This window comes from Enterobacter sp., assembly GCF_977039595.1.
The window spans coordinates 1-12,885 of record NZ_CDRQYH010000093.1 but is presented as its reverse complement, the minus strand read 5'-3'; the positions used below and the strand labels follow the sequence as shown (position 1 = coordinate 12,885).

Annotated in this window: 17 protein-coding genes and 2 pseudogenes; 11 read left to right on the top strand and 8 right to left on the bottom strand. The window is 54.2% G+C overall.

Going from position 1 to position 12,885, the window contains the following annotated elements:
* The 7 genes and pseudogenes from ACWYRJ_RS19040 to rcsA form a co-directional block, all read left to right on the top strand.
* Nucleotides 1–435 (top strand): FliM/FliN family flagellar motor switch protein (locus tag ACWYRJ_RS19040; protein WP_455508430.1); only part of this gene is annotated, 435 nt, incomplete at its 5' end.
* A complete protein-coding gene (fliN, locus tag ACWYRJ_RS19035; protein WP_008500318.1) occupies nucleotides 432–845 on the top strand; it encodes a flagellar motor switch protein FliN in 414 nt (137 codons plus the stop codon). The genes ACWYRJ_RS19040 and fliN, both read left to right, overlap by 4 nt.
* Complete coding sequence (fliO, locus tag ACWYRJ_RS19030; RefSeq protein WP_081093712.1) at nucleotides 845–1,222, top strand: flagellar biosynthetic protein FliO; 378 nt, start codon at nucleotides 845–847, stop codon at nucleotides 1,220–1,222. Before fliN ends, fliO begins: the two co-directional genes overlap by 1 nt.
* Nucleotides 1,222–1,959 carry a flagellar type III secretion system pore protein FliP gene (gene fliP, locus ACWYRJ_RS19025; protein WP_455508429.1) on the top strand — a complete coding sequence of 246 codons (738 nt, stop codon included), beginning with the start codon at nucleotides 1,222–1,224 and terminating at the stop codon, nucleotides 1,957–1,959. Before fliO ends, fliP begins: the two co-directional genes overlap by 1 nt.
* A gap of 9 nt (nucleotides 1,960–1,968) precedes the next feature.
* Nucleotides 1,969–2,238 (top strand): flagellar biosynthesis protein FliQ, encoded by a 270-nt coding sequence (gene fliQ, locus ACWYRJ_RS19020; protein WP_008500315.1) that lies wholly within the window; start codon nucleotides 1,969–1,971, stop codon nucleotides 2,236–2,238.
* Nucleotides 2,239–2,245: 7 nt separating this feature from the next.
* Nucleotides 2,246–3,038 (top strand): annotated as a pseudogene (fliR, locus tag ACWYRJ_RS19015) (flagellar biosynthetic protein FliR); the annotation flags it as partial.
* Nucleotides 3,039–3,325: 287 nt separating this feature from the next.
* Nucleotides 3,326–3,949 carry a transcriptional regulator RcsA gene (rcsA, locus tag ACWYRJ_RS19010; protein ID WP_008500313.1) on the top strand — a complete coding sequence of 208 codons (624 nt, stop codon included), beginning with the start codon at nucleotides 3,326–3,328 and terminating at the stop codon, nucleotides 3,947–3,949.
* A gap of 101 nt (nucleotides 3,950–4,050) precedes the next feature.
* Here rcsA and dsrB read toward each other — a convergent pair whose 3' ends face one another.
* Nucleotides 4,051–4,239, bottom strand: a complete 189-nt coding sequence (gene dsrB / locus ACWYRJ_RS19005; RefSeq protein WP_008500312.1) for a protein DsrB — start codon at nucleotides 4,237–4,239, stop codon at nucleotides 4,051–4,053.
* A gap of 136 nt (nucleotides 4,240–4,375) precedes the next feature.
* On the opposite strand from dsrB, the gene yodD reads away from it, so the two are divergent.
* Nucleotides 4,376–4,603 carry a YodD family peroxide/acid resistance protein gene (gene yodD, locus ACWYRJ_RS19000; RefSeq protein WP_455508428.1) on the top strand — a complete coding sequence of 76 codons (228 nt, stop codon included), beginning with the start codon at nucleotides 4,376–4,378 and terminating at the stop codon, nucleotides 4,601–4,603.
* Nucleotides 4,604–4,904: 301 nt separating this feature from the next.
* Nucleotides 4,905–5,705, top strand: coding sequence for a mannosyl-3-phosphoglycerate phosphatase-related protein (locus tag ACWYRJ_RS18995; protein WP_455508427.1), 801 nt, complete (start codon nucleotides 4,905–4,907; stop codon nucleotides 5,703–5,705).
* Here the strand turns inward: ACWYRJ_RS18995 and dgcQ are convergent.
* From dgcQ to ACWYRJ_RS18980, 3 genes are all read right to left on the bottom strand, one after another.
* Nucleotides 5,690–7,390, bottom strand: a complete 1,701-nt coding sequence (gene dgcQ / locus ACWYRJ_RS18990) for a cellulose biosynthesis regulator diguanylate cyclase DgcQ (RefSeq protein WP_455508426.1) — start codon at nucleotides 7,388–7,390, stop codon at nucleotides 5,690–5,692. The genes ACWYRJ_RS18995 and dgcQ overlap by 16 nt on opposite strands.
* A gap of 73 nt (nucleotides 7,391–7,463) precedes the next feature.
* Nucleotides 7,464–7,646, bottom strand: coding sequence for a YodC family protein (locus tag ACWYRJ_RS18985; RefSeq protein WP_008500307.1), 183 nt, complete (start codon nucleotides 7,644–7,646; stop codon nucleotides 7,464–7,466).
* 78 nt (nucleotides 7,647–7,724) lie between these two features.
* Nucleotides 7,725–8,636 (bottom strand): DUF808 domain-containing protein, encoded by a 912-nt coding sequence (locus ACWYRJ_RS18980; protein WP_008500306.1) that lies wholly within the window; start codon nucleotides 8,634–8,636, stop codon nucleotides 7,725–7,727.
* A 178-nt stretch (nucleotides 8,637–8,814) separates the two neighbouring features.
* On the opposite strand from ACWYRJ_RS18980, the gene yedA reads away from it, so the two are divergent.
* A complete protein-coding gene (gene yedA, locus ACWYRJ_RS18975; protein ID WP_115875733.1) occupies nucleotides 8,815–9,729 on the top strand; it encodes a drug/metabolite exporter YedA in 915 nt (304 codons plus the stop codon).
* Here yedA and ACWYRJ_RS18970 read toward each other — a convergent pair.
* The 3 genes from ACWYRJ_RS18970 to ACWYRJ_RS18960 all read right to left on the bottom strand — a co-directional run bounded on the left by ACWYRJ_RS18970 (nucleotide 9,701) and on the right by ACWYRJ_RS18960 (nucleotide 12,351).
* Nucleotides 9,701–10,192 carry a very short patch repair endonuclease gene (locus tag ACWYRJ_RS18970; RefSeq protein ID WP_136195808.1) on the bottom strand — a complete coding sequence of 164 codons (492 nt, stop codon included), beginning with the start codon at nucleotides 10,190–10,192 and terminating at the stop codon, nucleotides 9,701–9,703. The genes yedA and ACWYRJ_RS18970 overlap by 29 nt on opposite strands.
* Nucleotides 10,173–11,588, bottom strand: coding sequence for a DNA cytosine methyltransferase (locus ACWYRJ_RS18965; protein WP_455508425.1), 1,416 nt, complete (start codon nucleotides 11,586–11,588; stop codon nucleotides 10,173–10,175). The genes ACWYRJ_RS18970 and ACWYRJ_RS18965 overlap by 20 nt, the downstream gene beginning before the upstream one ends.
* 61 nt (nucleotides 11,589–11,649) lie before the next feature.
* Nucleotides 11,650–12,351: a phosphohydrolase gene (locus ACWYRJ_RS18960; RefSeq protein ID WP_223579554.1), complete on the bottom strand. Its 702-nt coding sequence runs from the start codon at nucleotides 12,349–12,351 to the stop codon at nucleotides 11,650–11,652.
* A gap of 284 nt (nucleotides 12,352–12,635) precedes the next feature.
* Here ACWYRJ_RS18960 and ACWYRJ_RS18955 point away from each other — a divergent pair.
* A pseudogene (locus tag ACWYRJ_RS18955) lies at nucleotides 12,636–12,761 on the top strand (porin); the annotation flags it as partial.
* Between the two features lie 15 nt (nucleotides 12,762–12,776).
* Here ACWYRJ_RS18955 and ACWYRJ_RS18950 read toward each other — a convergent pair.
* Nucleotides 12,777–12,885: IS1 family transposase (locus tag ACWYRJ_RS18950; RefSeq protein ID WP_019725171.1), on the bottom strand; the 109-nt coding region annotated here is incomplete at its 5' end.

Below are 12,885 nucleotides of genomic sequence, written 5' to 3'. Positions count from 1 at the left end.
ATCACCACCTCCCCGAACGATATCGTCGTCAATACGCCGTTCCACGTGGAGATCGGTAACCTGACCGGTGAGTTCAACATCTGCCTGCCGTTCAGCATGATTGAACCGCTGCGCGAGCTGCTGGTTAACCCGCCGCTGGAGAACTCACGCAACGAAGATCAGAACTGGCGTGAAAACCTGGTGCGCCAGGTGCAGCACTCGCAGCTGGAGCTGGTGGCGAACTTCGCCGACATTTCGATGCGGTTATCCCAGATCCTGAAATTACAACCCGGCGACGTTTTGCCGATAGACAAACCCGACCGCATTATTGCCCACGTAGATGGTGTCCCCGTACTTACAAGCCAGTACGGCACGATTAACGGTCAGTATGCGTTACGCGTTGAGCACTTGATCAACCCGATTTTGAATTCGCTGAATGAGGAACAGCCCAAATGAGTGACATGAACAATCCGTCCGATGAAAACAGCGGAGCACTGGACGATCTGTGGGCTGACGCGTTAAACGAGCAAAAAGCGACCCCGGCCAAAAGCGCAGCGGATGCCGTATTCCAGCAGCTCGGCGGCGGTGATGTCAGCGGCACGCTGCAGGACATCGACCTGATTATGGATATCCCGGTTAAGCTGACCGTTGAACTGGGACGCACCCGGATGACCATTAAAGAGCTGCTGCGCCTGACGCAGGGTTCCGTGGTGGCCCTTGACGGCCTGGCCGGCGAGCCGCTGGATATTCTGATCAACGGCTATCTGATTGCTCAGGGTGAAGTGGTGGTGGTAGCCGATAAATACGGCGTACGTATCACCGACATCATTACCCCGTCTGAACGTATGCGTCGTCTGAGTCGTTAATCATGAAAACCCAGGCCACTGTTCAACAGCCTTCTGCCGTACCGGGCTCGCCTTTGATGCAGGTAAGCGGCGCGCTGTTAGGGATCATTCTGTTGATCCTGGCGGCCGCCTGGATAATCAAGCGCCTGGGTTTTGCGCCGAAAGGCGGCAGTACGCGCGGCCTGAAAGTCTCCGCCAGTACTTCATTGGGTCCGCGCGAGCGGGTGGTGATTGTTGATGTTGAGGACGCACGGCTGGTGCTTGGCGTGACGGCGTCAAATATCAATGTGCTGCATACCCTCCCCCCTGCCCCTGTAGTGCCAGAAGAGACACCGTCTGCTCCTGCCGATTTTCAGGCCATGATGAAGAGTTTGCTTAAGCGTTCCGGGAGATCCTGATGCGCCGTTTGTTATTCCTTACGCTGACAGGCCTGGGCCTGTTCGCGCCCTCTGTGTATGCGCAACTGCCGGGGCTGGTTTCCACGCCGCTGGCGAACGGGGGACAAAGCTGGTCCCTGTCCGTGCAGACGCTGGTGTTCATCACCTCGCTGACCTTTATCCCGGCGATCCTGCTGATGATGACCAGCTTCACCCGCATCATCATCGTCTTTGGTCTGCTGCGAAACGCCCTGGGCACCCCGTCCGCCCCGCCAAACCAGGTTCTGCTCGGGCTGGCGCTGTTTTTAACCTTTTTCATTATGTCGCCGGTGATCGATAAGATTTATACCGATGCCTACCATCCGTTTAGCGAAGATAAAATCTCCATGCAGGAGGCGCTGGATAAAGGCGCGCAGCCGCTGCGGGAATTTATGCTGCGCCAGACGCGCGAAGCGGATTTGGCCCTGTTTGCCCGTCTCGCTAACACGGGCGAGTTACAGGGACCGGAAGCGGTGCCGATGCGCATCCTGCTGCCAGCGTATGTCACCAGCGAGCTGAAAACCGCGTTCCAGATTGGCTTTACCATCTTTATTCCGTTCCTGATTATCGATCTGGTGATCGCCAGCGTTCTGATGGCGCTCGGGATGATGATGGTGCCGCCCGCGACCATCGCCCTGCCCTTTAAGATCATGCTCTTTGTGCTGGTCGACGGCTGGCAGCTGCTGGTCAGCTCGCTGGCGCAAAGTTTTTACAGTTAAGGAACGGCAATGACACCCGAATCGGTCATGATGATGGGCACGGAAGCGATGAAAATCGCCATTGCCGTTGCCGCCCCGCTGCTGCTTGTCGCGCTGGTTACCGGTCTTATCATCAGTATTCTTCAGGCCGCCACGCAGATTAACGAAATGACGTTGTCGTTCATCCCGAAAATCATCGCCGTATTTGTGGCGATTATCGTGGCCGGACCGTGGATGCTGAACCTGCTGCTGGACTATATGCGCAACCTGTTTACCAATCTGCCGTACATCATCGGCTGACCTGACGATGCTGCACTTCACCAGCGACCAGTGGGTTCAGTGGCTCGGCGTCTATTTCTGGCCGATGCTGCGCATTCTGGCGCTGATCTCCACCGCCCCCATTCTCAGCGAGAAATCGATACCCAAGCGTGTCAAAGTGGGGCTGGGGATTATCATCTCCATTATCGTCGCACCGTCTCTCCCTCCCGTGGATATTCCGATCTTCTCGGCAAATGCGGTGTGGGTCGCCCTGCAGCAGGTGATGATTGGCGTTGCCGTCGGCTTTACCATGCAGCTCGCGTTTGCTGCCGTGCGTACCGCGGGAGAGCTGATTGGCCTGCAGATGGGGTTATCGTTCGCCACGTTTGTCGATCCCGGCAGCCATCTCAACATGCCCGTGCTGGCGCGCATTATCGATCTGCTCGCCATGCTGCTGTTCCTGTCGTTTAACGGTCATCTGTGGCTTATCTCCATGCTGATGGATACTTTTCATACGCTGCCGATTGGTGAAAACCCGGTCAACAGCAATGCCTTCCTCGCTCTGACCCGCGCGGCGGGGCTGATCTTCCTCAACGGTCTGATGTTGGCTCTGCCGATCATCACGCTGCTGCTCACCGTCAACCTGGCATTAGGTTTACTGAACAGAATGGCACCGCAGCTCTCGGTGTTTGTGATTGGTTTTCCGCTAACGTTGACGGTCGGAATTTTATTAATGTCATTACTGATGCCACTTATCGCCCCCTTCTGTGAACATTTATTCGGCGAGATATTCAATCTGTTAGCGGATATTGTCAGCGAGCTGCCACGTAAATAATAGCCCTCACTGTTGCTATTGTCTTTCTGAGGATATTCCTAAAATAAAATGCGAAAAACATCTTCCAGGATATATCTGACGCGGTTTAATTGTTTCTAACCACCTCACAATACTTAATATTTACTTTACTTTAAGAAGATTCCTGGCAAATTATACGTAACTTTACGGGATAGTGAGTCCGCCTGAAAGTCTTTGTCATGCTCACAGGTTTATTATTTTTTTCCATCCCGTATGGCTGTTTTGAGCTCTCAGGCAGATGGTGAATTATCGTTACGCATTGAGTGAGGGTATGCCATGTCAACGATCATTATGGATTTATGCAGCTACACCCGGCTAGGGTTAACCGGGTACCTGGCAAGCAGAGGGGTAAGAAAGAGAGACATCAACGATGCACACACCGTTGACGAACTCGCAGCCGCTTGTGACGAACTAAAACCAGGCGTGGTGTTTATTAATGAGGACTGTTTCATTCACGATCCAGCCAACAGTCAGCACATTAAGCAAATCATTAATCAGCATCCAAAAACCCTGTTTATTGTTTTTATGGCGATCGCGAATATCCATTTCGATGAGTATTTGTTGGTCCGTAAAAATTTATTGATCAGTTCTAAATCGATTAAACCCGAGTCGCTGGATGACATTTTGGGTGATTATTTGAATAAAGAAGTTAAAAATGTAGGAGCGGTTAACTTACCCACCCTATCATTAAGCAGGACTGAATCAAGTATGCTGCGAATGTGGATGGCGGGACAAGGAACTATTCAGATCTCCGACCAGATGAATATTAAAGCGAAAACCGTTTCGTCACACAAAGGAAATATTAAACGGAAAATTAAAACGCATAATAAGCAAGTGATCTACCATGTGGTACGCCTGACCGATAATGTGACGAACGGGATTTTCGTCAACATGCGTTAGTCGCTTAAGACCCTGTGCACCCTACCTTTGATCTCTGGCCTGGCCAGAGATTTTTGCTTCTGCAGAGGATGTCGGGTCGCAATGCGCTACCCGACGCCGTGTTAGTCTGCTTTCTCAACAAAGATACCGTCAGGATGCCCCAGTTCGTTAAAAAACCAAATGCCGAGCGGGTAGTCTTCCAGTGATACCAGGTACATTGTCCCTTCACTAAACTCTTCAATTGCCAGCACCACACCCGGGCGGCGCGGCCCACCGTCCGTTTTAACAGTTACCCGATCGTTGACCTTCATACATTCCTCCTCTGGTTTTGAGCCAGTGTAGAACAAAACGCAAAAACGCACATCGCCGCCCGGCGTGAATGGCGTTTTTATACACAGGCTATACTTAATCCTGGACACGTTTGCAGGTTGAAAGAGGAGTCCCGCAATGAAGACCGATAAAGAGTACAGCGACACCATCAAGCGCGAAGTCGAGGTGGATGTCGATGCCCTGCTGGCCGCCATCAATGAGATCAGTGAGTCAGAAGTCCGCCGGTCGGACGACAATTCGGACCGCGTCATTGTCAACGGAAGGAATTATCACACCTATCGTGAGCTGGCGGAGGCCTTCGAGCTCGATATTCACGACTTTAGCGTGTCTGAAGCCAATCGTTAGGGCGAAAAAAATCCCGGTCATGGGGATGACCGGGATCAAAACTTGCTTATGCAAGAAGCACTTGAAAATTCGTTACACCAGGAAATCTGATGTACAAGCCACACTATCCCCAACGAATTTGTCTGACAAGCATATATTCTTATGATGAATATAATATTTTTAACATAATGCTTTTCGCAATGAGCAATAACATACGCCGAATGCGGGTTTGCCAGGGAATACTCTCATTTCTCCTGTTAACAATTCGGTTATTTTTTAGGAATTTTCTTAGATAAGGGCACAGCCGTTACCGGGAGCCACTATGCCTTCACTGCGGGATAACTTGCTGATTTTTTCTGACCTGGACGGCTCGTTGCTGGATATTCATACCTATGAGTGGCAACCCGCCATGCCCTGGCTGGACAAACTGCTGAATAATCAGATTCCGGTCATTCTCTGCAGCAGCAAGACCGCGGCAGAGATGCTGGATATCCAGCAGGATCTTGGGCTTGAAGGCTTGCCTTTTATTGCCGAGAACGGCGCGGTGATTCAGCCTGACGTGCGCTGGGATAAGGTTCAGCGCCAGACCAGAGGGATGACGCACCGGGATATCCGTCCGCGGATCGAGCAGATACGTCTGCAGACGGGCTTTAAATTCACGACCTTTGACGATGTGGATGAGCACGTTATCAGCGAGTGGACCGGGCTGACGCGCTACCGTTCGGCGCTTGCCCGCAAGCATGAAGCGTCCGTCACGCTCATCTGGCGCGATACCGACGAGAAAATGGTTCAGTTTGAAGAGGAACTGGCGAATATCGGCCTGAAATGCCTGCAGGGTGCGCGGTTCTGGCATATTCTGGACGCCCGCTGCGGCAAAGACGTAGCGGTGAACTGGCTGATTGAACAGTATCGCGAGCAGGACGAGATCGAGCCCACCACGCTGGGGCTCGGCGACGGTCCTAACGATGCGCCGCTGCTCGACAGCGTTGACTTCGCGGTGGTCATCAAGGGGATTAACCGCCAGGGCATCACGCTACGGGATGATAACCCTGCCCGCGTTTATCACACCCAGCAGCCCGGTCCGGCAGGCTGGCGGGAGGGGCTGGATCACTTCCTGTCCTGATCTCGCCACACGACCCGGTTACGCCCGCTCTGCTTGGCCTCATAGAGCCGGACGTCCGCCACGGATTGCAGCTGCTCAAAATCATAGTTACCCGCTTCATCCGCGCTGCTGACCCCCAGCGACGCGCTGATACGCAGGGTCGTGCTCTTCTTCACCAGGATCTCCTTATTGTTGATTCGGCAACGAATGCGATCCGCGACGCCTCTCGCCTCCTCCAGACCAATCCCCGGCAGGACGACGCAAAACTCTTCCCCGCCTACACGCCCTGCCACATCATTCTTGCGTAACGCGCTGGCAATCAGTCCTGCCGTGTGGGAGAGCACCTTATCACCGGCCTGATGGCCGAACCGGTCGTTGATGTTTTTAAAATGGTCGAGATCGATCTGAATCACCGAGAACGGCAGCGACTGCTGGCGACAGGTTTCTGCCAGCATTTTTGCGCGGTCGAACAGCGCGCCGCGATTATTCAGCCGCGTAAGCGGATCGTGCCAGGCCTGCCACTGGAGGGAGTGCTGAAGCGTATACATGTTACTCACCATCCGGCGGATCACCAGCCACGAGATCAACAGCATGGCGGTAAAGAGCGCCCACAGCAGCGCCAGTACGATACTGATGCTACCGAAGTCGTCCTGTACCCCTTCATGCAGAGTGTGGATCCGCAGGACGACGCCATCGAAGTGATCGAGCCGCTCCCAGGTAATAAACCGGCTCCCGAGGCGGATACCGCCGCCGGTATCATGCTCAATCGCCTGGGCAATCTGCGCCGCTTCGCGTTCGTCAAAATGGTTAACCGGGCTTCCCGCGTGGGCTGAGGTGGCGATCATATTTAGCCGGGTATCGTACAGCTGATACTCTCCCTCCGTTCGATCTTCCGTCGTATCGGCCAGCAGACGCTGCATCGTGCTCAATGTAAAGTCCATCGCCACGACGCCGTACCAGTAACGATCGAAATAGATGGGGACGCTGGCGGTGATCGTTCGTTCATCCCCGGTCCAGGATGAAGGCGTGGAGATAAACCAGCGCACGGCGCGGGCGCGGTTGTTACGTTCTGACTGCTGGGTAAACCAGGACTGCGTGACCAGATTATAATAGCGGGCGGTAATATCACCCGCCCGATCCGGCGTATCCGTGGAAAGGAAAAATCCGGCGCGGGAGACGTAGATCACTCGCGCTTCCGTTTGCGCTCTCGACGACGCCAGTCTGAGCAAATAGCCCACTTCGAGCGCGGCAGAAATTTCATGGCTTATGCGTTCAGCGTCCCGATTGAGAAGCGTGGTTTTTTCGACAAAGGCGTCCGAGACCCCGTTAATGGGAAGGGTACGTTTTTTATCAACGGCAAGCTGCCAGGTGGAGAGCATGCGGACGGTATTGAAGCGTGACACCGCATCCTGTAAGACTTCAAAGGCCAGCGGCGTCTCGATTGCATCATGCATGCCCTGGCGAAATAACAGCAGCCTGTCGATGCTGTTCTGTAACTGCCTGTCCAGAGAACTGGCCACCGTATCCAGATGATTGCGCTGGCTGGAGATGTATGCCTCTTCCAGCACCACCACCTCACGCCAGGTAAGTAAAGTGGAAAATACCAGAACGATCAGAAAACAGAGATTAACAATCCGCCCCGGATTGCTACGCTTATGCAGCCATTGCAAAAAAGATTGTCTTACAACAAAGGTATCGCGCTGCACACACACTCCATGATCGCTACCTAACACCCAGTACCAGAGATAAAAACGCCCGGCAAAGCCGGGCGTTATGTGATTAAGCCTTGTCCCGCTTGTGCTGCCCGTCACCCGGCTGAAGCTCATCTTCACGAAATGCTTCCCGCTTGATGCTATAGCCATCGTGCCACCGGCATTCCACCATTCCGCTGGAATACCCGGTGACGATCATACGTGGGCCGCCCTTTTTAGGCTTAACTTCATCACTGACCAAAAAGACCATACCTGCCTCCTGTATCAGGGTGAAACTGTTTCAATTTAGACGAGGAATGGTCTTTTTGCATCCTGCCGACGGTAACAATTAGTGCGACGTGCCGCGAATTTTCTCAACCAGCTTCACCGCCGCAACGACGATAGCGCCAATGATAAAGCCCAGCACCAGATTCAGCAGGGTGGGTAGAATCGCCGCGATAACGGCCCCCTGCGTGGAGGAGAAATGTTCGATGGCATGGTGCAGCGGCGCGATGCCGTGAACCACAATTCCGCCGCCTACGAGGAACATCGCCAGCGTGCCCACCACCGACAAGCTCTTCATCAGCCAGGGCGCCAGCACCAGCAGGCTTTTACCAATGCCTCTTGCCACCGCGCTCGACTTTTCTTCCAGCCAGTAGCCAATATCGTCCAGCTTGACGATCAGTCCCACCAGACCGTACACGCCCACGGTGACCAAAATCGCAATGCCGGAGAGGATCAGCACCTGGTTCAGAAGCGGCGCGTCAGAGACAATCCCCAGCGTAATCGCGACGATTTCCGCAGACAGGATAAAGTCGGTCCGAATGGCGCCTTTGACCTTATCACGCTCGAAGGTTTTCGGATCCTGAGCGGCCAGCGCTTCAAGACGCTGCTGGCGCACCTCCGGCGTATCGCTCTGCTTGCGCGCGCTAAAGGAGTGGAGCACCTTCTCCACGCCCTCGAAGCAGAGAAATGCCCCACCGATCATCAGCAACGGCGTGATGGCCCAGGGGATAAAGGCGCTGATCAGCAGCGCCAGCGGCACCAGGATCACCTTATTCAGGAAAGAGCCTTTCGCCACGCCCCACACCACCGGCAGTTCACGGTTTGCCCTCACCCCACTCACCTGCTGGGCGTTCAACGATAAATCATCGCCCAGCACGCCTGCGGTTTTTTTCGCCGCAAGTTTCCCCATCACTGAAATGTCGTCCAGTAAGGTGGCAATATCATCCAGCAATGTTAATAAGCTACTTCCTGCCAAAATCTTAATCCTTCATTTTTTGGTAATTAAGTGAATAGTATGGAGCAAAAGCGCCAACCCGGAAACAGGCACCTTACGTCAACAAAAAATTCACATCTGCCACACAATTAAAGGGCTCGCCAGCGCGATAGTTTTCGCGTTTACTATCAGCGAACTTTTTATTTCGTCGTGAGGGATTATGCGTTTCCGGCAATTGCTACCGCTCATCGGGGCACTCTTTTCGCTGTACATCATCTGGGGTTCAACCTACTTTGTCATTCGCATCGGCGTGGAAAGCTGGCCGCCATTGATGATGGCGGGCATTCGTTTTCTCTCGGCGGGCATCCTGCTGCTTGCCTTCCTGCTGCTGCGTGGGCATAAGCTTCCCCCGCTGCGTCCGATGCTGAATGCCGCCCTGATCGGCCTGCTACTGCTGGCTGTGGGGAACGGATTTGTGACGATTGCCGAGCACCAGAACGTACCGTCCGGGATCGCCGCCGTGGTCGTTGCCACCGTACCGCTGTTTACCCTGTGCTTCAGCCGCCTCTTTGGTATCCGCACCCGCAAGCTGGAGTGGCTGGGTATTGGGATTGGCCTTGCTGGCATCATTCTGCTGAATAGCGGCGGTAACCTGAGCGGGAATCCGTGGGGTGCAGTCATCATCCTGATTGGCTCGATGAGCTGGGCGTTTGGTTCCGTGTACGGTTCGCGTATCGAACTTCCTACCGGCATGATGGCGGGCGCAATCGAGATGCTTGCCGCCGGGATTGTACTGCTGCTCGCCTCCATGCTTACGGGAGAAAAGCTGACAACCCTGCCGCCGCTGTCGGGCTTGCTGGCGGTAGGCTACCTGGCGCTGTTCGGCTCTATCATCGCCATTAACGCCTATATGTTCCTGATCCGCAATGTCTCTCCGGCTGTCGCCACCAGCTACGCTTACGTCAACCCGGTCGTGGCCGTGCTGCTCGGGACTGGACTGGGGGGAGAAACGCTTTCTCCAGTGGAATGGATTGCATTAGGGATCATTGTGTTTGCCGTCGTGCTGGTCACGCTGGGCAAATATTTGCTGCCGGCAAAACCGGTGGTCACGCCTTGCGAGGCGGAGAAACCGTAAGCAGGTGAATGCCCTGCGTGTCGATCTGCGCGGTCTGGCCGCCGCCGCAGATCCACTCTTCAAGCCGTTCGGTCAGATCGGTATCATTCAGCTTTAATCTGCCTCTCAGCGCACACTCCCAGACAATCAGCACCCGCCAGCCTTGCTCAATAAGCGTCGAGAGGTCCCGCTCGTCGCGCTCGACGTTTTTAGCAATCTTATCCAGCCAGAAATCGGTGCGCGTCGCGGGGACTTTAAACAGGTAGCAGTCGTGATGGTGCCAGAAACAGCCGTGAGTAAAGATGATGCACTGCCAGGCGTCGATGACGAAATCGGGACGCCCCGCCAGGGCGGCATCCTGGACGCGGAAGTCAAACCCCGCCTGCGTCAGCAGCGCGGCCAGGCGTTTTTCAATCGCGGTGTCACGCGTGCCGATGGCACGCATGTTTTTACTGCGCGTCGCCTTATCGTGAACGTCCGTCATTGACGGCCTCACTCTGGCGGAGCGCCACCGCCTGCCTGATGCGCGAGGCCAGCAGCTTTGCGACCGCCGCAAACGCGGGAACGACCACCGAATTACCAAACTGGCGGTACGCCTGGGTATCCGAAACCGGAATCCGGAAACCGTAGCCTTGCGGCGTTTCAAAGCCCATCAGCCGGGCGCATTCCCGCGGCGTTAAGCGTCTCGGACGGTGACGCTGGTTGTGCGGATCGTCGAAATCTTTTTCACCCAGCGCTTTGTCCCAGCCTCTGTCGATCAGGATTTCCGCGCCGTCTTTGTAGTAGCGAGCAGACAGCGTGCGGGTAACGCTGTGCGGATCGTTAGGGTTTACCATCCCAAAGCCGAAGCCGTTGCCTTTCGCCTGGTGCTTCTTGGCATAGCGGTAGAGGTATTTCCACAGCACCGGGGTCAGGATAAATTTCGCGTCGACGACCGGTTCCAGCAGGTCGGCCACGGTGGGACGCCGCTCGGGATACAGAGAGGGAATATCCCGCAGGGTAAAATCGCCTTTCAGATTGAGATCGCGACGGAAGCCCACCAGCACGATACGTTCGCGATGCTGGGGCAGGAAATGTTTCCCATCAATAATTTTAGGATCGTCCGCCCCCATGTCCTGTGAATCGGCCACGTCATAACCCAGCTCATCCAGGGTTTGCATGATAATGCGGAAGGTTTTACCGCCGTCGTGGCTTTTTAAATTTTTGACGTTTTCCAGCACAAAGATGGGCGGGCGGCGGGCGTCAATGATGCGCGCCACATCAAAAAAAAGCGTTCCCTGCGTATCGCAGGCGAAACCGTGGGCGCGTCCAAGGGCATTCTTTTTGGAGACACCCGCCAGCGAGAAGGGCTGACAAGGGAAGCCTGCCAGCAGCACGTCATGCGCCGGGATCGTCTGACGAATGTGCTCGGCGGCCTGTTCATCGCTCACGCCGCTTTTATGGCTCAGGGTCACATCGCGGATATCCGCGTTGAAATGATGCTCGTTCGGATCGCAGTACCAGTTAGCCTTGTAGGTTCGTACGGCATGTTTGTTCCACTCACTGGTAAACACGCACTGTCCGCCGATGGCTTCAAAACCGTACCGGATGCCGCCGATACCGGCAAAAAGATCGATAAAGCGGAAGGCATAGTTCGGGTGCGCGGCAGAAGGACGCGGAAGCAGATTTTGCAGATAACGATACTCGCCTTCACTCAGGCGACGCCCTGCTCGCTCGCTGGTCAGCAAGCGTTTAAGGATCGCCGGGCTCCAGTGGCTCTCGCCGTGCGCCACCAGCAGGCTGGCCAGCGTTTTAGCATCATAGATATCCAACAGCTGACGCAGTAAGGCCTGCACCGTTGCCGTTGATTTCTCAGCCTGCGCTGGCGCGGGCTCTGTCACTGATCGATTTTCCTGCATTCTTTTAACCGGAGAATAAAGACTGGGAACAGATTACCACAGTTCAGTTGCGCAAACTGCGACGGAAGCGGCCCAGCACCTGGCTATCCAGCCCGAGGCAGTCGCCGTGTAATTCGGCGCTGAGTTTCGCCATAAACTGGATCAGGAAATCGGCATTGTGACGTGCCAGTTCGCGGCCCATGTCCGTTTGCATTGTATCAGGCAATCGCAGCAGCTTGGTCTGAAAATGGTCGAGGGCAAACGCACGGTCGTCGAGGGGACGCGCATCGGCGAAGGGATCGTTGGCATCAAAAAGCGGCACGCCAAGCGCGCCCGAAACGGCAAAAACGCGCGCCAGGCCGATAGCGCCTAACGCTTCCAGCCGGTCTGCATCCTGCACAATTTTGGCCTCCATGCTCTGCGGCGCAATTCCGGCGCTGAAGCTGTGCGCCTCAATCGCGTGCCCGACGGCGGCAATATGCTCTGGCGGAAAGTCAGGGAAGTCGCGGCGCAGAATGTCGCTCGTCTTAAGCGCCGCGAGCCGTGACGACTGGCTGCGTTCAGGATGGTTTTTCGGCAGGCTGACAATATCGTGAAAATAGCATGCGGCCAGAATCACCAGCGGCTCGACCATGTGGTGAACCATGATTTTTTGCGCCGTCATCCAGACCCGACGAAAATGCGAAATATCATGTGCGGTATCGTCGGTGCTGTGATTCTCCTCGAGCCAGTGCTCAAATCGTTGCTGCCACCGGGCAAGTTCCATCGTCATGTCCTGTTGTTTAAAAGAGGATGAATTATAACACAGCCGAATTAAACCAATCTAAAAATAGAACCACGAAATACTTAATAATAATTACACCATATAAATTCAATGAATTAATTCACGAGAAAAATAAAGAGACTTATAGAAACATTTGGAAATATTACAAATAATTTAATTACACTTATTTCTGAAACTAAATTACATCTATTGAAATAGTATCAACCCAGTAACCACGGAGGGTGGTTACATATATTCATATAATTTATCCTTTAAGGGAATATATAATGAAAAGAAAAGTTTTGGCAATTCTTGCACCCGCGTTATTAATGGCAGGCTTAGTAAACGCGGCTGAAATTTACAACAGCAATGGCAATAAACTCGACCTGTACGGTAAAGTAGATGGTCTGCATGGTAATGACTCCAACTTATTGATAGTGTTTTATGTTCAGATAATGCCCGATGACTTTGTCATGCAGCTCCACCGATTTTGAGAACGACAGCGACTTCCGTCCCAGCCGTGCCAGGTGCTGCCTC

Bases quoted from the DNA above. Each gene is read 5' to 3' on its own strand.
- fliP (WP_455508429.1), top strand. From the start codon at position 1,222: ATGCGCCGTTTGTTATTCCTTACGCTGACAGGCCTGGGCCTGTTCGCG.
- ACWYRJ_RS18985 (WP_008500307.1), bottom strand. From the start codon at position 7,646: ATGGTCTTTTTGGTCAGTGATGAAGTTAAGCCTAAAAAGGGCGGCCCA.
- rcsA (WP_008500313.1), top strand. From the start codon at position 3,326: ATGTCAACGATCATTATGGATTTATGCAGCTACACCCGGCTAGGGTTA.
- fliN (WP_008500318.1), top strand. From the start codon at position 432: ATGAGTGACATGAACAATCCGTCCGATGAAAACAGCGGAGCACTGGAC.
- yedA (WP_115875733.1), top strand. From the start codon at position 8,815: ATGCGTTTCCGGCAATTGCTACCGCTCATCGGGGCACTCTTTTCGCTG.
- dsrB (WP_008500312.1), bottom strand. From the start codon at position 4,239: ATGAAGGTCAACGATCGGGTAACTGTTAAAACGGACGGTGGGCCGCGC.
- yodD (WP_455508428.1), top strand. From the start codon at position 4,376: ATGAAGACCGATAAAGAGTACAGCGACACCATCAAGCGCGAAGTCGAG.
- ACWYRJ_RS18960 (WP_223579554.1), bottom strand. From the start codon at position 12,351: ATGGAACTTGCCCGGTGGCAGCAACGATTTGAGCACTGGCTCGAGGAG.
- ACWYRJ_RS18995 (WP_455508427.1), top strand. From the start codon at position 4,905: ATGCCTTCACTGCGGGATAACTTGCTGATTTTTTCTGACCTGGACGGC.
- ACWYRJ_RS18970 (WP_136195808.1), bottom strand. From the start codon at position 10,192: ATGACGGACGTTCACGATAAGGCGACGCGCAGTAAAAACATGCGTGCC.
- fliQ (WP_008500315.1), top strand. From the start codon at position 1,969: ATGACACCCGAATCGGTCATGATGATGGGCACGGAAGCGATGAAAATC.